The organism is Pseudogemmobacter sp. TB195, assembly GCF_058313095.1.
The window spans coordinates 290,210-309,506 of record NZ_JBZEGG010000001.1 but is presented as its reverse complement, the minus strand read 5'-3'; the positions used below and the strand labels follow the sequence as shown (position 1 = coordinate 309,506).

18 protein-coding genes and 1 pseudogene are annotated in these 19,297 nt (G+C 61.0%); 8 read left to right on the top strand and 11 right to left on the bottom strand.

Features of this window, described 5'->3' with window-relative positions:
- Positions 1-207: 207 nt before the first annotated feature.
- Together AC4FS3_RS01485 and AC4FS3_RS01480 are read left to right on the top strand one after the other, a co-directional pair.
- Positions 208-486, top strand: coding sequence for a hypothetical protein (locus AC4FS3_RS01485; RefSeq protein ID WP_491019057.1), 279 nt, complete (start codon positions 208-210; stop codon positions 484-486).
- 233 nt (positions 487-719) lie between these two features.
- On the top strand, positions 720-1,886 hold the full coding sequence (locus AC4FS3_RS01480; protein ID WP_491019056.1) for an ATP-binding protein: 1,167 nt from the start codon (positions 720-722) through the stop codon (positions 1,884-1,886).
- Positions 1,887-2,012: 126 nt separating this feature from the next.
- Here AC4FS3_RS01480 and AC4FS3_RS01475 read toward each other — a convergent pair whose 3' ends face one another.
- From AC4FS3_RS01475 to AC4FS3_RS01460, 4 genes are all read right to left on the bottom strand, one after another.
- Positions 2,013-2,417 carry a tyrosine-type recombinase/integrase gene (locus AC4FS3_RS01475; protein WP_491019055.1) on the bottom strand — a complete coding sequence of 135 codons (405 nt, stop codon included), beginning with the start codon at positions 2,415-2,417 and terminating at the stop codon, positions 2,013-2,015.
- Positions 2,389-2,628, bottom strand: a complete 240-nt coding sequence (locus AC4FS3_RS01470; protein ID WP_491019054.1) for a helix-turn-helix domain-containing protein — start codon at positions 2,626-2,628, stop codon at positions 2,389-2,391. Before AC4FS3_RS01470 ends, AC4FS3_RS01475 begins: the two co-directional genes overlap by 29 nt.
- Before the next feature lie 29 nt (positions 2,629-2,657).
- Positions 2,658-2,840, bottom strand: a complete 183-nt coding sequence (locus AC4FS3_RS01465) for a hypothetical protein (protein WP_491019053.1) — start codon at positions 2,838-2,840, stop codon at positions 2,658-2,660.
- A gap of 857 nt (positions 2,841-3,697) precedes the next feature.
- Entirely contained in the window at positions 3,698-4,912 is a 1,215-nt protein-coding gene (locus AC4FS3_RS01460; RefSeq protein ID WP_491019052.1) for an MFS transporter, read from the bottom strand.
- A gap of 212 nt (positions 4,913-5,124) precedes the next feature.
- On the opposite strand from AC4FS3_RS01460, the gene AC4FS3_RS01455 reads away from it, so the two are divergent.
- Entirely contained in the window at positions 5,125-5,595 is a 471-nt protein-coding gene (locus AC4FS3_RS01455; protein WP_491019051.1) for a MarR family winged helix-turn-helix transcriptional regulator, read from the top strand.
- A 477-nt stretch (positions 5,596-6,072) separates the two neighbouring features.
- The gene (locus tag AC4FS3_RS01450; protein WP_491019050.1) at positions 6,073-6,261 is read left to right on the top strand and encodes a hypothetical protein; all 189 of its coding nucleotides are present in this window, start codon (positions 6,073-6,075) and stop codon (positions 6,259-6,261) included.
- 741 nt (positions 6,262-7,002) lie between these two features.
- Here AC4FS3_RS01450 and AC4FS3_RS01445 read toward each other — a convergent pair.
- The 7 genes and pseudogenes from AC4FS3_RS01445 to AC4FS3_RS01415 all read right to left on the bottom strand — a co-directional run bounded on the left by AC4FS3_RS01445 (position 7,003) and on the right by AC4FS3_RS01415 (position 13,304).
- Positions 7,003-7,254: a hypothetical protein gene (locus tag AC4FS3_RS01445; protein ID WP_491019049.1), complete on the bottom strand. Its 252-nt coding sequence runs from the start codon at positions 7,252-7,254 to the stop codon at positions 7,003-7,005.
- Positions 7,251-7,568 (bottom strand): hypothetical protein, encoded by a 318-nt coding sequence (locus tag AC4FS3_RS01440; RefSeq protein WP_491019048.1) that lies wholly within the window; start codon positions 7,566-7,568, stop codon positions 7,251-7,253. The genes AC4FS3_RS01445 and AC4FS3_RS01440 overlap by 4 nt, the downstream gene beginning before the upstream one ends.
- Before the next feature lie 315 nt (positions 7,569-7,883).
- A pseudogene (locus AC4FS3_RS01435) lies at positions 7,884-8,018 on the bottom strand (IS5/IS1182 family transposase); the annotation flags it as partial.
- A gap of 35 nt (positions 8,019-8,053) precedes the next feature.
- The gene (locus AC4FS3_RS01430; protein WP_491019047.1) at positions 8,054-9,145 is read right to left on the bottom strand and encodes a phosphatidate phosphatase App1 family protein; all 1,092 of its coding nucleotides are present in this window, start codon (positions 9,143-9,145) and stop codon (positions 8,054-8,056) included.
- Positions 9,146-9,168: 23 nt separating this feature from the next.
- On the bottom strand, positions 9,169-11,133 hold the full coding sequence (locus AC4FS3_RS01425) for a sensor histidine kinase (RefSeq protein WP_491019046.1): 1,965 nt from the start codon (positions 11,131-11,133) through the stop codon (positions 9,169-9,171).
- A 1-nt stretch (position 11,134) separates the two neighbouring features.
- On the bottom strand, positions 11,135-12,340 hold the full coding sequence (locus AC4FS3_RS01420; RefSeq protein ID WP_491019045.1) for a sigma-54-dependent transcriptional regulator: 1,206 nt from the start codon (positions 12,338-12,340) through the stop codon (positions 11,135-11,137).
- Positions 12,341-12,431: 91 nt separating this feature from the next.
- Entirely contained in the window at positions 12,432-13,304 is an 873-nt protein-coding gene (locus AC4FS3_RS01415) for a LysR family transcriptional regulator (RefSeq protein ID WP_491019044.1), read from the bottom strand.
- 461 nt (positions 13,305-13,765) lie between these two features.
- Between AC4FS3_RS01415 and fdnG the strand changes: the two genes are divergently transcribed.
- From fdnG to fdhE, 4 genes are read left to right on the top strand one after another with little or no spacing between them, the layout of a single operon-like run.
- Positions 13,766-16,858, top strand: coding sequence for a formate dehydrogenase-N subunit alpha (gene fdnG / locus AC4FS3_RS01410; RefSeq protein WP_491019043.1), 3,093 nt, complete (start codon positions 13,766-13,768; stop codon positions 16,856-16,858).
- Complete coding sequence (fdxH, locus tag AC4FS3_RS01405; RefSeq protein ID WP_491019042.1) at positions 16,855-17,796, top strand: formate dehydrogenase subunit beta; 942 nt, start codon at positions 16,855-16,857, stop codon at positions 17,794-17,796. Before fdnG ends, fdxH begins: the two co-directional genes overlap by 4 nt.
- Before the next feature lie 10 nt (positions 17,797-17,806).
- Entirely contained in the window at positions 17,807-18,448 is a 642-nt protein-coding gene (locus AC4FS3_RS01400) for a formate dehydrogenase subunit gamma (RefSeq protein WP_491019041.1), read from the top strand.
- Entirely contained in the window at positions 18,445-19,287 is an 843-nt protein-coding gene (gene fdhE, locus AC4FS3_RS01395) for a formate dehydrogenase accessory protein FdhE (protein ID WP_491019040.1), read from the top strand. The genes AC4FS3_RS01400 and fdhE overlap by 4 nt, the downstream gene beginning before the upstream one ends.
- Positions 19,288-19,297: the final 10 nt, after the last annotated feature.

The following is a 19,297-nucleotide window of genomic DNA, read 5'->3' as shown; positions in this document are numbered from 1 at the left end:
TCTGGGTAAATACTCGGACAAGCCTATGCCACGAGTGTCGGTTCTCAAAAGCCCTTTCTGCTCAGGGTTGCGGAACTTATTGTGCGGGAAATCGACTTTACCCAGGTAGGAAACGAACTCTCCGGCTCGGCACTCACGGTCGGTTTCGCGTTGAATAAATGCCTTCACTCCATATTATCGGACCGAGAATTCGCTGAGAGAGCCACAATGACCGACGACGCGCCCAACATTGTGCATTCTGGCAAGAGCCAGTCGGTGGTCGTCGACGGTCTCCGGTTCGACATCCAGATCTATAGGGGCGAGGATGAAAAGGACTGGATCCTTGAAGTGGTCGACGCCGATGGCACCAGCCATGTCTGGGAGGATCGGTTCGCCAGCGACAGGGACGCGCGCAACGAGGCTATCCAGGATCTGGAGAAGCACGGTGCCCGGGCGTTCATGCGTGGGGATGAGGAGGGGAACGTGGTCCCGTTCCGGCGGGGGTGATTTTTAGCACTGAGTTGGGTGGTCCTGGTGGTTAAGAGGGGGCTAGGGCTAGCGCCCTGTTGCAAGTGACAGCAAGATCTTGTGCCGGGCGATGAGCACTAGCTGGAACTAACCTGTTTTGCTTAGTTCGGTGTAGAAGTTGATAGTCACACACGGGCAGAACTAACAAGAACTAGCCGTTTGACCTTAGTTCTCTGTAGTCATACATAGACTGCACTGGCAAGGAGCATGACATGGATCCGGTTCGCAACCCGTTTTCGCCCGGTGCAGGATCGCGCCCGCCTGAGTTGGCTGGCCGTGAAGAGGTGGTCGCAACTGCGAACATGTCTTTGCAGCGAATTGTGCAAGGTAGAGGCGCACAAAGCCAAATCTTCTTGGGCCTCAGGGGGACAGGCAAGACTGTTCTACTGAACGAAGTAATGGATTTGGCCGAGAAGGCTGGATATCTGACTTCATTCATAGAGTCTCCGGAGAACAAGTCGCTGACTGAGATGCTATACCCTCAGATGCGCCAAGCCCTTCGCCGCCTCTCTACCATTGAAAAAGCAAAATATGCTGCGAACGGAGCACTGAGGGCACTGCGGGGTTTCGCCAGCGCCTTCAAGATTACTCTCGGGGAAATAGAAATCGGTATCGAGCCCGAACCGGGGATTGCCGATAGCGGTAATCTTGAAATTGACCTCGCAGAGATGTTCAAACATATCGGCCGAGCTGCATCTGCGGCTGGTAAGGGTTGGGCCTTACTCATCGATGAGGTTCAATATCTGAGCGATGAAGAACTCGCTGCCGTCATCGTGGCGGTTCATCGTATGTCACAGAGGGGCCTGCCGGTGATGGTCTTCGCCGGTGGATTGCCACAGATTGCGAAGCTATCCGGTGACGCGAAGTCCTATGCTGAGCGACTGTTCATCTACCCGGAAATTGGGGCACTGAAACCAGAGGCTGCCAGAGAAGCAATCGAAAAGCCCTTGCGCGACGAGGGTGTAGAAATTGAACCGGCGGCACTCGATCTGATACTTGAGCGGACAGCAGGATACCCCTTCTTTCTCCAAGAATGGGGGCATCATGCTTGGAACACGGCTCAAGGCTCCCCGATTACTCTCGACGACGCTATGGTAGCGAGTGCAAAAGCTTTAGAGCGGCTGGATAATGGCTTCTTCAAAGTGCGCTTGGATCGACTGACGCGAGCCGAAGTCGACTATGCAAATGCGATGGCGAGCTTAGGAGCGGGGCCATACAAGGTTGGCGATGTCGCTGTAGCACTTGGCAAAGAGCAAAAATCCCTTGGCCCACGGCGCGCGAGCATCATCCAAAAGGGGATGGTCTACGCACCGTCCTATGGAGACGTTGCATTTACAGTTCCCCTTTTTGACGACTTCCTACGGAGGAAAGGGCTGTAGGCTGTTCCCCAGTGTTCCCCACGCTTGATTTGGGTGGGGAACAGAATTTTTCCTTTGTAAATCAATCCTGTTCCCCATGTTCCCCGCGTTCCCCACAAGAAACGCTCTACCCAGCATGAAATCAGATCAGGCGTCATCCCGATCCGGGAAGATCTGGCCCTCAACATCCTCTCCAGCCAAGGCGCGCGCAATGGTCCCGGAGACGTGGTTCGCGGCCGACACAAGGGCAGCATCGGCAACATGGGCATAGCGGGCGGTGACGCTGCCAGCGGTATGGCCAAGCAAACCGGCGATGGTCAGCTCGGAATAGCCGAGGGTGGCCGCAACGGCGGCGAAGGTGTGACGCAGGGTATGGGCCGACACACCTTCGATCCCGGCCTCAGCGCAGATACGTCCCAAGCACTTCGGCAAGCCGACAAAATGGCCTTCAGGGTGCAAGCGCCAGCCAGGATTGTGCAGCCCAGCACCACGGCAGGCGCGAGGGAAAGAATGTCGCGCCGCTTCATACCTCACCCCTCCTGCGCTGCTCATTGACTACCGCGCTTCGGATGATGCTGTGATCCCGCCCAAGAGCCATGCCGATCCTGGGATAGCTCATGCCGTGGCGGCGGGCGATGTAGCAGACCAGGGCGCGCAGCCTGAAGTCCTTCTGCTTACGGCTGGGCCCGAAGATCACCGCGGGCTTCACCCCGGCCTCTTTTGCCACCTGGCGGGCGATCTCGCGCACAGTCACGCGCTCCATGCGGAGCGATGCTTTGTCACCCTCGGTTATCATGCCGACACCCCCGTTTTGATCAGGCGCAGGGCGTGGCGCAGATAGCTGGGGGCCTCGGCGATCTCGCGGGGGCCCGGCTGCGGCGCGGTGATCGCGTCCAGCGCAAGGGCAACATCGTCGTGCAGCTGGTCACGGCGAACGGGCGGCAGATGGAACTGCCCCATATCGTGTTTGGTCATGGCTATTCTCTCGGTTTTGGCTTTCCACAGCCGTCGCCAGTTTCGGACCGGCAGCCGGGGGGTGGAAACCAGCCGAGAGACTGGTCGGACGCTTTTATGGTTTCCCACTGGACAGCACGCCCGCCCCCGGCCATAATGGTCGGGTTAGGTGCCGCGCCGCCAAGCGCGTCCTGCGTAGCCAAAGGCTACAATTCAACCGCCCTTCCTCGCCAAAGGAAGGCACCTCGCCAAAGGTGATGCGGTCTATCTCGGTCCGGGTTTCCACACCCACGGACACAATGCCTCCGCACATTCCGGAAATCAAGCACAACCCTTCGGGGTTCGGCTTGGCATGTCCATTGTGGACGCTGCTGCGACTTCAGGACCGCTGACTTGCCCTCACATCTTAGGCCATTCACCGGTCCATGCCAGACACCGGGGCACACAGCTTCTCCATACTCCACAGTGGACACGATCCAGGCAGCCGCGCATTCTGGCTTCGGGCTCAAGATTCTGCGCCCGCAGGCGCCGCCATCGACCCGATAGCGGAACGAACCGACCAGATCGCGGCAGAAGACATGCAGATCAGTTCCGAGGATATTGGCCAAGTTCAGCCCGCCCGCCGTGCCGCTGGTCCCGAACCGGGCGCCCGAGATGCCATAGGGGCCAGCGAGTGACCCGCGCTGCGCGGTCATGTCGTGCAGCGTGAACACGGTGCGGATGATCGTCCCGGGCATAGGCGGCCGTATCGAAATCAGAGAGATCACGGCATGAGTTGCTATACCGTGACGCCGGCAGGTCCAAGCATCAGCAGGCTCAGCCTTGCAATCTGATCGGCGATTTGCACATGGAGTCGTGATAGACCATTATGGGCCGAGTTATGCGCCGCTCGTAGTTCGCAGATCTCCACGTGCAGGTCGCTTGATCGACAGAATGGCAAGTGCGGCAACCAGGCAGAGCACGCCGGCAGTCAGCAGAGCGGGCATGTAGGATTCCAGCCCGGTGCGGACCGATCCGGCAAACCACGCAGCGGCGGCCGCTCCAAGTTGATGTCCGGTGAACACCCAGCCAAAAACCATCGGTGCTCGGTCTGGGCCGAATTTATCGGCCGTCAGCCGGACGGTTGGCGGCACAGTTGCCACCCAATCGAGTCCATAGAATATCGCAAAGAGCGATAGCTCGTAGATCGAGAAATTACTGAACGGCAAGTAGATGAGCGACAGCCCCCGCAGCCCGTAGAACCAGAACAACAGCCAGCGGTTATCATAGCGGTCGGACAACCAGCCCGAGCCTATAGTGCCGATCAGGTCGAACAGCCCAATCAGCGCAAGAATTCCCGCAGCCGTCACAGCCGCAATGCCGAAATCGCCGCAAATCGAGATCCAGTGCATCTGGATCAACCCGTTCGTGCTGAAACCGCAGACAAAGAACGTGCCGAAAAGCACCCAGAATGTGGTGCTGCCCCGCACGCCCCAAAGCACACGCAGGGGCTGGGCAAGCAGTGCCATCAGGTCCGCGGCGGGCGGCGGCACGGGCTGTATCTGGTCCTCACCATAACGGGACAGGCCGAGATCGGCGGGCCGGTCCCTCATCAGCATCAGTATCAGCACCAATGTCAGCATGAGAACCCCTACCAGTGTGGCCAGCGCATTGCGCCAGCCAAAGGCCTCAGTCACGGCGGCTATCATTGGCAGGAACACAAGCGAACCGGTTGCATTTGCCGCAGTCATCAGGCCCACGACCAGACCACGCCGCGCTCCGAACCACCGCGTTGCCACCGTTGCCCCCAGAACCAGCGCAGTCATCCCGGTGCCGATGCCGATGATCACGCCCCAAAGCGCTATCAAATGCCAAAGCTCGGTCATCCAATGGGACAGCAGGATGCCGCCCATGATCATCGTCAGGGCGAAACCCGCAACCCTACGGATGCCCCACTGGTTCATGAAAGCTGCTGCGAAAGGGCCAAAGAGGCCGTAGAGCACAAGCCGAACTGCCATCGCGGTTGAGATCTGTTCGGTCGTCCAACCGAACTCGGTCTGCAAGGGTTGCACCATCACCCCTGCAGAACCCATTGCTCCGGCGGTGGCCAGCATGGTCAGGAATGTTACCCCCGCGACCACCCAACCATAGTGCAGGTTCCGGGCCGCCATTCCTTGCGCAAGACGAGTCGAGATCATGTCGTGTTTCCTGAATGGTATCGGCCAGCGAGTGGCGGCCACAGATAGACAGCTATTTGCCAGCATATGCAGATATTGTCACATACCAGCATATGCATATAATGCAAGAAGGAAAGCAGGAGGAACGCATGACCGCTGAGACCTTAGTCGGAGGAAAGTGCTATGCCACGGCGCTGCGCAAAGCCTCGCGGCGGTTGTCGCAATTCTATGACGCCGCGTTGGAGCCGAGCGGCATCAAGACGACGCAGCGCGCTATTCTGGCCAGCGTCGAGCGAGACGGGCCACTGACGGTAGGAAAGCTGGCGGCGCGCCTTGTGATGGATCCCGGCGGGCTGGCTCATACCCTTAAACCGTTGTTGCGCGAAGGATTTCTGGCCGTTGAGGTCGACCCAGGCGATAAGCGCAACCGGTTGATCAGTCTAACACCCGATGGTTTGCGCCGCTTACGCGCCTCAGACGAGATGTTCGACAATGCGCAGCAGAGGTTTGAGCTGGCCTATGGGGCCGAAGATGCAGCGAAGCTTCGCGCCGCTCTCAGGGTTATCACATCGGATCGTTTCTTGGCCGGGCTAAGTGCGGATCAGACCCGGGGAGGATGATTTGAATGGCCGATCTCCCTTTTTCCGCTCGCCACGCGCTTCCGGCCCATTACTCCCAAGCCCGCTTAGTTGGAGCCACATTGAATGAGTGGTAGCCATCCCGGCAACGGTGCAGCGATACTTTCGGGCTGCTGTTCGCCCGGTCCAATGACAAGGTAGCATTCATTGCCAATCTTGCTGCTGCATCAACGAACGGCTGGTTCCGCTCCGAATAATCGCCAGCCGTCAAAACGAAAAGAGCCGCCCACGGCATCCCGGGGCCGCTCTCTCAATGTGCCTGTGGAGCATATTCACCTCAGCGCGGCGATCTTCCCCGGCTGAGACACTCAGTCATGTCAGAGCTCGAAGAGAAATGTATCCTGAGCCCCGGCGCACTTACGAGATCGGTTCAACCTGGCACTCGTTTTGACGTGGCTCCCCCCCCATATACCTCACAGTCGCGGGAACATCCCGAGCGGCTCGATGGAGGACCCGACAATGGGTACCGACAGCACCAAGCCAAGCATCAATCTTGCCCGAGCCGAGGACGACAAGCTCCGCAACAAGTATCAGGCGGAGAAAGCTCAGGATGCCTCAGACGAGGCAGATCATACTGCAAGGGAAATGGTCGATGTTGTAACCCCATCCGAACAGGAGCTGGGCCACAAGCCCGGAACAGGCAACTGAATATGACCATGTTCTCCCAGAGGAATCATTTCGACCTTTCTGAGTTCCTGAAAGTGCCAGCGAGCCCGGAAACGCGTCAACATATAAAACTACTGAAGCGCCGACATCTGTTGACATTGCAGTTGCCCGAAACGGATGCGGTGATCGCAGTCAGAAAACCCGTCGCGCGAAAACGCTGATTGATAAGCCCGCCGCTCAGGCGGGCTTCTTCATGCGCCCCGGGCAGAACTGCCCAGGCAATCACGCGCATAGACTCCACATGTAGAGCCAGCGCATAAGCTCATCATTCAACCAGTGAGTGTGTGATGGATCTGTATATGGTGGCCGCCCTTCTGGTGGTGGCGTGGTTCTGGTTGAAGGTATCAGCGTAAGAGTGAATGGCCCCACGTGGGGCCTTTTTCATGCGCTCACTCCGGTGGCCGACCCGAGACGCACCTTCCCGCAACTCATACCGATCCCACGCTGCCTTGACGACGAAGCTGTCAGAAGCTCCAGCTATTAGTCAGGAACCAGCAGCCGAGAATAGCCGCTGCAAGAAGAAGCATGTTTCCTTGTGATCTCATCCTCCGGGCCCTTCTCAGGCTTGCGGCGATTTCGGCAAGGAACGGAATCAGAGGTCGATACATGATTGCTCTCATCTAGGAATCCACGATGACGGCGCCACGGCACAACCATGGCGAAACTGAGTCTGCGCGGGAATGTGCCGGCTCCGAACCGCGGTTTGCTTTTTCGGGGTCAGCATCAGCATCCCATAACCCTCCGGTATGCGGCGACCTCGGCGTCAGCCCGGCTCAGCCCGCCATCGAATTCCATGATCGCGGCGCGCTCTTCCCAATCGTCAAACTCGGGCCAGACCTCGCGGCACAAGTCGCGCCAGCGGTCCTTGACCCATGCGGTCGCGGCGGGCGTCATGCGGCCAGGGCGAAGAGAAATGCGCCACTTATCGCGGATTACTTCGCCGCCATTTGCTCGGATGCGGTCGATGATGCTCATGGGTTCAGCAGGATCCCCATGTTTTCGAGTTCACCGACGCGCTTCTTGAGGGCATGGATTTGCTTTTGGAGGCGGCCTTGCTCTTCGGTCGCCCGCCAGGCCTTGCCGCGCTCATAATCGGCGGACTTTTGCAGCCGCCGGATCACCTCGGCGCTGTCGCCGTCGAAATCGCGCAGTTTCTCTTTCAGCGAGGCGATATATGTTTTTGCCGAGCTGGCAGCGGCCCTTGCTTCGGCGAGATCCGCCCGCAACCCGATCACATCGTCAATCAATGGCTCGAGGGTCAGCTCCGCCAGATCGCGGCGGGCAAACATATCAAGAACATTCGGGGGTCTTGTGGGGAACAAGTGCCATAAATCACCTATTTTCACCACTGAACGGTGTCCTTCAGCGGCACCAGTAATCTACTGGAATACCAGCACAAAATGGCCGTCCTTCGGGGCGGCTATTTGATTTTTCAAAACCCAGGAACCACGGCGGAGCCAGGTTCGGAACGCGAATGCGGTGCGCGAGTTCACGAAAAAGTGGATCATCCGTCGGCGGTCATGATCTCTGGGGATCGCGTCTCATAGATCACAATGCCCGCGCTGACGACAAAACGAACTTCATTGCATGGAGACTCTGCTGAGCTCTCCAAGAAACTTGAGGCATCTCATTGTGGCTTTCACACGACTTCGTCGATGATAGCCGGACCATTTCTTCCAGTTTGCCCGGCCGAAGCGCTTGCATGCATGCTGGGCCTCATTGCGGGCCTGCACGCCGGGATACCGTATCTCTCAATGCCGTCGATTGTCTGAGGTCAAAGGGGCCACCAGCCCTCCTCCGGTCCGCTTTCCGGGATCAGGTGCCAGCGTGCGGTGGTCCCGGCAAAGGCCGCATCAAGCCGCGTGGGGCTGAGATCGCTGCCTGCCACTTCGCGGATCAGAATGGTGATGTCGCGATCGGGATGGCTGCGGGCGGCTTCGGCGTAAATCTCTGGATCCTGCTCGCCGCTGTCACCGATCAGCAAAAAGCGGCGGGAGGGGAAGTCGGTCAGGATCTGGCGCAATATTGCGCCCTTATGCTGAACCGTACTGTCCGCGCCGGGCAAAAGCCGGTTCCAGGCGGTGCTTTCGCGCAGATGCAGGCTGCCAGGCGGGAAGGCCTCGTCACGGATAAACCCGCTCAGCGCCGGGGCCAGCTGGATCGGGCTTGACGACAGGTAGTGGAAACACGCGCCGGCCTGCCGCGCGAGGCGGCGGCAGAAGGCGGCCATGCCGGGGGTGGGTTTGAACGGTTCTGTCAGGCTGCCCCGCAGCAGCGCGCGCGTATCGGCGACGTTGCTGATTTTTATCGTGTCGTCGATATCCGAAATGATCGAAAGGCCCTCGGCCGGCACCAGATGGGCTATGCCTTCGAAACGTTCCTCCGCGCCGTCGCGGCTGGTGTGAAATCGGATCAGGCGGTCATCGCCCGGCGCAGGAATCCTGAGCCGCGCCGAGACCCGACCACCGCGATCCGTGGCGGGGAGGAGGCTTTCCGGCGCGTCCAGGCTGTCGAAACCGTCGAAGCGGATCAGCAGTTCCTTACCGCGCTCGGAATCGGTCAGGAACCAGCGACTGCGCTCAGCGAAGATCTCGTTTGCTTCGGGGCCTGCGGCTTCCATGTCGATGCCAAGCGCGGTGGTGAAAGCAAGCCGCGCCCCGGGGCGGCGTTCGAATTCGAACACCCAGGCCTCGATATTGACCTCGATGACACCCGGTTGCAGGTCGCGGGCATAGCCGGGCAGGAAGAGCACCGTCTCATCGGCTTTCAGCCCGCGTGCAAGCAGCCAACCCGGCAGGGCCGTCAGAGCTGTCCCCGCCAATACCCTGCGCCGTGTCAGCATCATCCGCCCTCCGCCAGAGCTCATGATCTGCGCCGGGCCGGCGGCGGTCAATCCGGGCTGTCATCCGCCATCGGCAGGAAGATGCGGAAACGGGTGCCCCTGCCGGGGAGGCTGTCTGCAGTCAGGCTGCCGCACTGACGGGTCACGAGGTTCAGGCAGATCGGCAGGCCGAGGCCGGTGCCGCCCTCACGCCCGCGCGTGGTGAAGAAGGGATCAAAGGCGCGCGCGAGAATCGCAGGATCCATGCCCGGCCCGTTATCGCTCAGCACGATCACCACGCCATCGCGCCCGTTTTCCGCCCCGTCCTCCAGCCGCAAGGTGATCTGCCCGCCCTGAGGCATCGCCTGGACTGCATTCGAGACAAGGTTGATCAGCACCTGCTGCAGCTCATGTGGGTTCATGCGGATCAGGCGCGTTGAGTGGATCTCTTCCACCAGCACCACGCCGGATCGCGCCAGCAAGTGGCGGATCAGCGGTTTCAGCCCCTGGATCGCGGCGGCGGGGTCGGTACTGAGCGGTCCATCGCTGAATTCTTCGGGCCGGGCGAATTGCAACAGCTGTGACACCAGCCCGTTGATGCGCCGGATCTGTTCGTCGATCAGCCGCAGTTCCGGCGTGATATCAGAAGCGCGCTCCGCCAGCACCATGCGAATGACTTCCAGATTGCCGGAAATCACCGCCAGCGGATTGTTGATCTCATGCGCGACCCCGGCGGTCACCTCGCCGATGGTGGCGAGCTTTTCCGCAAGGATCAGCTGGCGGCTGGTGGCCTGGAGCGCCTGATTGGCGCGGGTAAGGTCCTTGGTGCGTTCTTCTACCCGGGCATTCAGATCAGCATTCAGGCCGCGCAGTTCCTGTTCGCGGGCCGACAGCAGCGCGAGCAGCGCATCCAGATGGGTCGAAACCATGGCGATTTCGGCGGCGCCCGGAACCGGGCCGGTGCGTGCCCCCATATCGCCGGCCTCGACCAGCGCGATCGTGTCCCGCATCGCCGCAAGCGGGCGGAAAATGCCGCGCGCCCAGCTGAGCGCGAGCGGCACGAAAAGCCCGCCGACCAGCAGGAATGCCGCGCCGATCATCACAAGCGTCACCTGCCGGGCCTTTGTATAAGGCGCTTTCGGGATGCCGGCGTAAAGCATTCCGACCCGGTTTCCCTTCACATCCGTCAATGCCTCATAGGCCGAGATATACCAGCCATTCACCACAAAGGCGGTGTCATGCCAGGACTGCCCCACGCCCAGCACCTGGGCCGAGACTGCCGCCGAAGCGCGGGTGCCGATGGCGCGTTCAGTCCCTGTCGGGCGCAGCGTGGTCGAGATGCGGGTATCGCCCAGGAACAGGGTGATGACGCCCAGGTCCAGCTCTGCGCCGATCTGCCCGGACAGCGCCGGATCGCTGGCCGGATAGACCAGCGCCGAGATCCGGTCGATGAAATCCTCGTTTCGGTTCAGAAGGATACCGCCGATGAGGCGGCCATTCACGCCTTTGGGCAGGATCACCTGATCGGTGGCCAGAACCACGAGCCCGCGATCCTCGCTGGTCGCATCGGTGGGGTTGCTGCCTTCGGTCGTGATCAGCGGCACCCGGGCGCGGGCGGCAAGGCCGGGGGAAAGCTGTTCCAGCTCGGTGGGGGTGAAAACGGCCAGCCCGCCCTGTGGCTGCGACGAAATTCCGCCCGGCAGGTTCGTGCCGGTCAGCATCAGGAAATCCAGCCCGGCGTTCATTCGCGCCTCTTCCAGAAAGGCCGGCATTTCTGCCGGGGACGCATCGCGATATGCCGCCGAGCGGGCAATCGCCGCCACGTCGCGCGCGGTATTGGCGGTGAGATGGTCGAGATATTGCCGCCCGACGGTCAGGTCACTGGTGACCCGTGCGGCGAGGATCTGGTCGGTCCTGTTCAGCCAGCGCTGCATGGTGATGCCCAGCAGGATTGGGGTCAGCACCAGCATCGGCAAGAGCGCGATGATCAGCAGTCGTCCGCGCACCGAAGTCCAGCCGCCGCGCCGCGCCATGTCACTGCCCCAGCAGATCGGGCGGGAAGGCACCGAGGATCAGCGCCCGCTCCACCAGGTTTCTCAGCTCGCGCACATTGCCGGGCCAGGGCCGCGCCATCAGGGCGGCTTCGACCCCGGATGTGATCGCGACCGGCGGCCTCCCCAGCCGGCCCGACAGCGTTTCCATGAAATGCGCGGCAAGGTCGATCACATCGCGCCCGCGCGCGGCCAGTGGCGGCATCGGAAGCTGGAGGATATTGATGCGGTGCCAGAGATCCTCGCGCAGCCGCCCGGTCGCGACCAGCATCGCCGGATCGGCATTTGTCGCGGAAATCAGGCGGATATCGACCGGAAGCTCGCGTTCGGCGCCGACCGGGCGAATGCGGCGGTCTTCGAGAACGCGCAACAGCCGGGCCTGGATCGACAGCGGCAGCTCTGAAATCTCGTCCAGAAACAATGTGCCGCCCTGGGCATGGAGGAAGAACCCGCGCCGCTCGCCACCGACTTCGCCGAAGAGATCGGCTTCGGCATGGTCCTCATTCAGGGTCGCGCTGTTGACGGGCACAAAGGGTGCATCGCGACGGTCCGACATCGCATGGATCAGCCGCGCCGCGACCTCTTTGCCACTGCCCGAGGGGCCGGTCAGCAAGACCGAAGACGGCAGCGGCGCCACCCGTGCAATGGTCTCGCGAATGGCGGTGATCGCGGGCGAGGCACCGGTCAGCGCGACCGGGCCGGGCGTCATTTCCGACCCGCGCCGCAGCTCGTGTTTCAGGATCTGGTTCTCGCCCATCAGCCGCGCCTGTTCGGCCGAGCGCGCCACCGCCGTCAGCAACTGGTTCGACCGGAACGGCTTCAGGATCAGATCGACCACGCCGGCCTGCATCGCCTCGATCGCGATTTCCAGATCGGCAAAGGCCGAGATCAGGATCACCGGCGGCACGATGCCGCGCGCGCGCTGCGTCACCAGCCAGTCAAGGCCGCGATCATTGCCGAGGATATTGTCCAGCACGATCACATCGAAGGGCTCGACCGCGAGCCATTCCTGCGCCTCCTGGACCGAGGCCGCCAGCTCGATCCGCCGGCATTGCGGGCCAAGAATTCGCGCCATGAAATTGCGCATCCCCGGCTCATCATCCACCACCAGAACCGAAACGCGCGCCAGCTTTGCCGCGAAGCCGGGCGGGTTGGCGGTGCGTGTCTGGGGGCGGTCGGAAAGGGTCACGCGGCGGTCTCCTCGGGGACGTGCTCTTCCCGTGTCTGGCATTTTGACCGGGCCGGAACAAGGTTGGGATCAGGGGCGGAGCAGCCGGGATTCAGGCCGCCATCTGGCCGGAAAACCCGCTCAGCGCCTCTTCAAAGGCGCGCACCATCGGGGCCTGAGGCTCGCGCCGGATCAAAAGCGCGCCAAGGCTATGGCTTTCGCCCTGGTCGCTGACGGGAAGGAGCCGGATCTCGTCCTGCTCCGCCAGCAGCGCCGTCAGGCTGTCGGGGACCAGGCTGCACCAGGCGCCCGAACGCAGATGCGCCAGAACCCCATCCAGCCCTGAACAAAGGATCGCAGGTTTCAGCGCCGGACGCAGGAGCGGCAGGTCAGCGGTCAGGCACAGTGGCTGCGTCGCCACATCGGCCAGGCTGACCGGGGCGCCCGCAGCAAAGGGGTGGTCCTTGCGGCAGGCAAAATACAGCCGCATCTGCCAAAGCGGCAGGTGATGCGCCTGGTCGGATTTTGCCCTGCGTGCGGGCAGCCAGCCAAAGCCGCCATCCAGCGAGAAGTCAGTCAGGCCGGCCTCGATTCCCGCGCCATCCGCGAGCGAAATCTGGATGCGTGCCAGCGGGTTGCGGGCCTCGAAATACTCACAGAATTGCGCCATCATCGGCATCGCCGAGGCCGAGACGCCCAGCCGCAGCGCCCCTGTAAGCCCGCCTTTTCGGCGCCCCGAGAGATCGGCGCGCAGATTGCCATAATCCGAGAGGATCTGGCGCCCCCAGATCAGCACTTTCTCGCCTTCGGCGGTCAGGCCCTGAAAGCGCTGGCCGCGCAGGATCAGGGGCATCCCCAGATCATCCTCGAGCTTGCGGATCGCCAGAGACAAGGCAGGCTGGCTGACACCGCAGAGTTCGGCCGCGCGTCCGAAATGCTCTTCCTCGGCAAGGGTCACGAAGAAGTCGAGATGGCGGATCAGCATGGCATTGTCCGGGGTTCAGATGCGGGGTCGCTGGCGGAGCTCAGAGGGTGGCAGGGCTGGTATACCCGGGAACGATATGTTTTCATATACATAACGAAACTGACGAATCACAGCCAAAACGGCACATCAAACACCACCGTGCCTTTGTCTGCCTGGGTCATTCGGCCCGGCTGCCTCCTGCGGCGGGTGAAATCATCATATCACAGTTTCATGATTATCAATGCTTACTGCATCATAATTATTCTAAATCACAAAATAAATCCATTGCGGGACGGGGGTTTGGTAAAGCCATGTAATTGCCTCGGAATTTTTTCTGCCTGCGGATGCTGCACCTTGTCGCGGCCCTGCCCCGGATCGTGCATCTTCTGTCTTGCCCGCTGCCGGAGCCGGCAGCTACTGCGACAGGGTAACGGTGTGCCATCGCACACAATCCCACTCAGTCAAGGGCAGGAGCGGTTGCCATGGATGGTGCCAGGACAAAGATCGGGCGTCGCGGTTTCCTGAAAATCCTCGGCGCCGGAGCAGCGGCACTTTCGGCTCAGGCGATGGGGCTTTCAACTGCCGAGGCACAGGTCTCGGCGGGGGTGCGGCCGTTCAAGCTTTTGCGCGCGAAAGAGACCCGCAACAACTGCACCTATTGTTCGGTCGGTTGCGGCATTCTGATGTACAGTCTTGGCGACGGGTCAAAAAACGCCAAACCACGCATTTTCCATATCGAGGGTGATCCGGATCACCCGGTCTCGCGCGGGTCGCTTTGTCCGAAAGGCGCGGGGCTTCTGGATATGATCCATTCCAAGGGCCGGCTGACGCATCCCGAATATCGCGCGCCCGGGTCAACCGAGTGGGTGAAGATCAGCTGGGAGGATGCGACCAAACGCATCGCGCGGCTGTTGAAAGACGATCGCGACGCGAATTTCATCTCGCATAACGAACAGGGGCAGCTGGTGAACCGCTGGCTTTCCTCGGGGATGCTGGCCTCGTCTGCGGCCTCGAACGAGACCGGCGTGCTGGATTACAAATTCTCCCGCGCTTTGGGGATGCTGGGGATCGACTGCCAGGCGCGGCTTTGCCATGCGCCGACGGTATCGGCGCTGGCGCCCTCCTTCGGGCGCGGGGCGATGACGAACCATTGGGTCGATATCAAGAACGCCAATGTGGTGATCGTGATGGGCGGCAACCCGGCCGAGGCGCATCCGGTGGGGTTCAAATGGGTGATCGAGGCCAAGATCAAGAACAAGGCCAAGGTGATCGTGGTCGATCCGCGGTTCAACCGGACGGCATCGGTGGCGGATTTCTTCTCGCCGATCCGGGCAGGCTCAGACGCGGCTTTCCTGATGGGGATGGTGCGCTATCTGCTTGAGACGGGTCAGATCCAGCATGACTATGTGCGCGACTACACCAACGCCGCGCTGATCGTGCGTGATGATTTCGCCTTTGATGAGGGCGTGTTCTCGGGCTTCAACGCCGAGACCAACAGCTACGACAAGACGTCCTGGACTTATGCGCGCGGCGAAGACGGGCTGGCTTTGCGTGATGAGACGATGACGCATCCGCGGACGGTCCTGCAATTGCTGAAGGCGCATGTCGACCGCTATACACCTGAAATGGTCGAGGAGATCACCGGCGTCAAAAAAGCCGATTTCCTGCAGATCGCCGAGGTGATCGGATCCTGTTCAGCCAAAAACAAGACCATGACCTGGCTCTATGCGCTCGGCTGGACCCACCATACCGGCGGCGCGCAGATCATCCGGGGTGCGGCAATGATCCAGCTGCTGCTCGGCAATATCGGCATGGCCGGTGGTGGCGTGAACGCGCTGCGCGGGCATTCGAATATCCAGGGCTATACCGACCTTGGCCTGCTGTCCTTGCGCGTGCCGGGCTATATGAACCTGCCTTCGGACAAGCAGACCAGCCTTGCGCAATATCTGGATGAAACCACGCCGAAGGATGTTACCCCGGGCCAGGTCAATTACTGGAAACACACGCCGAAATTCTTCATCTCTTATCTGAAGAACCAATACGGCCCCCACGCCACCAAAGAGAATGACTTCGCCTTTGATCTCCTGCCGAAATGGGATCGCAGCTATGACATGCTGGCCTATTTCGACATGATGTATAATGGCCAGGTCAACGGCTATATCGCCCAAGGGTTCAACCCGCTGGCGGCGATGCCGGATAAGAACAAGACCTCTAAGGCGCTGGCGAACCTCAAGTTTCTGGTGATCATTGACCCGCTGGCAACCGAGACCTCGAATTTCTGGAGGAATGAAGGCAGGTTCAATGATGTCCCGACCGAGGAGATCATGACCGAGGTTTTCCGCCTGCCCTCGAACTGTTTCGCGGAAGAAGACGGCGCGATCGTGAACTCGGGCCGCTGGCTGCAATGGCACTTTGCCGGCCAGGAGCCCCCGGGCGAGGCACGGCACGACCCGGCGATCCTTGGCGGCATCATGATGGAGCTGCGCAGGCTTTATGAGGTCGAAGGGGGTGCCTGCCCCGAACAGGTTCTGCACATGACCTGGGATCATGAGACCTATCACGACCCCTATTTCCCGCATCCCGAAGAAATGGCGAAAGAGGCCAATGGCTATGCGCTGGAAGACGTTTTTGACGAGAACGGAGTCCAGATCCTGCGCAAGGGGCAATTGCTGGATAATTTTGGCCAGCTGCGCGATGACGGCACCACACAGAGCTTTTGCTGGGTCTTTGCCGGGTCCTGGACGGAAAAGGGCAACCAGATGGCCAATCGGGACAATACCGATACCGGCCTTGGCAACACGCCTGGCTGGTCCTGGGCCTGGCCCGCGAACCGGCGTATCCTCTACAACCGCGCGAGCATGGATATAGACGGCAATCCCTGGGACCCCGACCGCGCCATTCTGCACTGGAATGGCGAGAAATGGGTTGGCGCGGATATTCCCGACTTCCCGGCGACGATCCCGCCTGGCGGCCCGGCGATGCCGTTCATCATGTTGCCCGAAGGCGTGGGCAGGCTGTTTTCCGAAAAGGGCATGAATGATGGCCCCTTCCCTGAGCATTACGAGCCGGTTGAAAGCCCGATCGCGAAGAACCCTCTGCATGAGGTCGTGACGCATAACCCGACCGCGCGCATCTTCCAGAATGACCGCGAGCGGATGGGGAACCGCACGGATTACCCCTATGTGGCGACCACCTATTCGGTGACGGAGCTGTTCCGCCACTGGACGAAGCACAGCCATCTGAACGCAATGCTGCAACCCGAGCAATTCATCGAAATGGGTGAAAAGCTGGCGGCGGAAAAAGGCATCAAGCACGGCGATACCGTCAAGGTCACCACCAAGCGCGGCTATATCACCGCGAAAGCCGTGGTGACGAAACGGATGCGCACGCTGAATGTCGCGGGCCAGGAGGTCGAACAGATCGGCATCCCCTGTCACTGGGGCTTTGAGGGCGCGACCCGCAAGGGCTATCTCGCCAATACTCTGGCGCCGGGCGTCGGCGACGCGAACTCGCAAACGCCTGAATTCAAAGCCTTCCTTGTCAATGTCGAAAAAGCGGTGGGGGAACTGGCATGAACTCGCAAAACGTCGTCCGCCGCTCGGCGACTTCCGATCTGACCCCGGCACCCCAGATCCGGGACCACCAGATGGAGGTCGCCAAACTGATCGACGTCTCGATCTGTATCGGCTGCAAGGCCTGCCAGGTCGCGTGTAACGAATGGAACGACCTGCGCGGCCCGGTCGAGAACAACGTGGGCGTCTATGACAACCCCGCCGATCTGCATCCCGAGACCTGGACGCTGATGCGTTTTACCGAACATGTCGATGAAAACGACAAGTTCGAATGGCTGATCCGCAAGGACGGCTGCATGCATTGCGAGGATCCGGGCTGCCTGAAAGCCTGCCCGATCCCCGGCGCGATTGTGCAATATGCCAATGGTGTGGTTGATTTCCAAAGCGACCTCTGCGTCGGCTGCGGCTATTGTGTCGCGGGTTGCCCCTTCAACGTGCCGCGGATCTCGAAGACCGATCACAAGGCTTATAAATGCACGCTTTGCTCTGACCGTCTGGCGGTTGGCCAGGCCCCGGCCTGTGCGAAAACCTGCCCGACCGGCGCGATTGCTTTCGGGTCAAAAGAAGAGATGAAAGACCTCGCCGCGACCCGCGTGGCAGAGCTGAACGAGCGCGGCTATGAAAACGCCGGTCTCTATGACCCGGCAGGCGTTGGTGGCACGCATGTGATGTATGTGCTGCAACATGCCGATGACCCCGAGCGGTATGCCGGCCTGCCGAAAGACCCGAAAATCTCGCCCATCGTCGAGGGCTGGAAGGATCTGCTGAAACCCGCAGCAGCGGTGGCAGGTGCGGTCGCGGTCGGCGCGATGGCGGCGCATTTCATCGGCGTCGGCCCCAATACCACCGATGATGATGACCACCCCGAAGGGTCAGACGGCAAGATGCCGGAAGAGCCGAAGAACAACGTCACACCGTTCCCGCAACACGCGGCAGAGTGAGGGGCGCGCCATGGCAAAACCCAAAAAAGACCAGATCCTGCGCACGAAATTCCTCGAGCGGCTCTGCCACTGGAGCATCGTTCTGTGCTTCTTCTTTGCCGCAACTTCGGGGATCTCCTGGTTCTTCCCGACCTTCTCCTGGCTCTCGGGTTTCCTCGGATCACCGCAGATGGCGCGGGTGCTGCACCCGTTCTTCGGGATCGCGGTGTTCCTTGGGCTTTGCTACATGTTCAAACGGTTCATGCATCACAACCTGCCGGCCAGGACAGACAAGATCTGGTTCAAAAACGTGGTGCCGGTGCTGGCGGGGGATCACTCCCGTAAACTTCGGATCGGCAAATACAATGCCGGGCAGAAGGTGCTGTTCTGGCTGATCATGTCCTCGATCGTGGTGCTGCTGATTTCCGGCCTGATCATGTGGCGCGCCTATTTCGCGGAATATTTCCCGATCTGGGTGCTGCGCCTTGCGATCCTCGCGCATTCCGTGGCGGGGATCGGGCTGATCCTCCTGATCCTCGGGCATATCTACCTTGCGATCTGGGTCAGGGGCTCGATCACCGGCATGGTGACGGGCTATGTCTCGAAACGCTGGGCGGCGCAGCATCATGACCGCTGGGCCGAAGAAGTTGAATCCGGGAAGGCCGACCATTGAGCATCCACCCCATCCCCGAGGCACGCCATTTCGACCCGATCCTGCGCGAGGATCTCGGCGCGCTTTATACCGCCCGCACGGCGCGGCTGCGGCAACTGGCCGAGGGGCACGAGCTTTCGGCCTTCCTCGGCCTCGCGGCTGAGATTACGTTCGCGCAGCAGGCTGCGATCCGGGCCGATTATGCGGGAACAGAGCCGGTTGACGCCGCCCGTATCGCGGCATCGGGATGCTGGCTCCCTGGGCTTGAAACGATGATCGCGCAGCTTGAGGGGCGCGTTCCAGAAGGCGTCCGTCCGCATCTCGACCGTCTTGCCGCGCTGCCCGAAGCCGACAAGATCACAGCCGCTCTGGCCCTGGCCGAAAGCCGTTTCGACGCGGTCGACCCGGCGCTGGCTCCGTTTATCTGGGCTGCCTTGTCGGTTGAGGTGGCCCAGGCCGCCCGTGCCGCGCCCTTGCCGCAGAAGGGCGATGAGGAAACGACATATTGCCCGATCTGCGGCTCGCACCCGGTGGCAAGCCATATCCATACCAGCGAACGCCAGGGGATGCGTTATCTGCATTGCGCGCTCTGCGATTGCGAATGGCATATGGTGCGGGCGAAATGTTCCTGCTGCGGTGATGCCGGTCAGCTGGATTACCTCAGTTTCGACACGCCCGAGGCGGCGATCCGGGCCGAGGCCTGCAATGACTGCGGCGGCTATCTCAAGGTGATCAGCGCCGAGCGTGACCCGGATGTCGAGACCGTGGCCGATGATCTGGCCAGCCTGGTGCTGGATGATGCTGCAGTGTCTGAAGGCTTTGGCCGCACAGGGTTCAACCCTTTCGCGCTTCCGGGCTGAGGCGCGCGGT